The organism is Tenacibaculum sp. AWR4_210 (assembly GCF_056160945.1).
Genome location: NZ_JBSWYF010000046.1, coordinates 1 through 489, shown reverse-complemented (window position 1 = coordinate 489; position 489 = coordinate 1). Strand labels below are relative to the sequence as shown.

Genomic DNA, 489 nt, shown 5'->3' with positions numbered 1-489 from the left:
CGTTAGTTCCCGCATTTGGTAAGGCTTGTTCGCTTACCACTACCTGAGCTGTTGCTGCTGTGGTACATGGTGCCGTTGCTGCTACTGTATATGTATAGGTATTAGCCCCTGCTAATGCTGGTGACCAAGTTCCTCCTGTCGCTGGACTTCCGCCTAAGGCTGCAAATAATTGCCCTGATGTTACCGTGCTTCCTGCACAGATTGTGAGTGTTCCGTTAGTTCCCGCATTTGGTAAAGCCTGTTCGCTTACCACTACCTGAGCCATTGCTGCTGTGGTACATGGTGCGGTTGCTGCTACTGTATACGTATAGGTATTTGCGCCTGCTAATGCTGGTGACCAAGTTCCGCCTGTCGCTGGGCTTCCGCCTAAGGCTGCAAATAACTGTGCTGATGTTACGGTGCTTCCTGCACAGATCGTTAGTGTTCCGTTAGTTCCCGCATTTGGTAAAGCCTGTTCGCTTACCACTACCTGAGCCGTTGCTGCTGTGG

The 489-nt window shown here is 51.3% G+C and carries 1 pseudogene; it reads right to left on the bottom strand.

The window, feature by feature from the left end:
* A pseudogene (locus tag ACXAG7_RS19950) lies at positions 1-489 on the bottom strand (hypothetical protein); the annotation flags it as partial.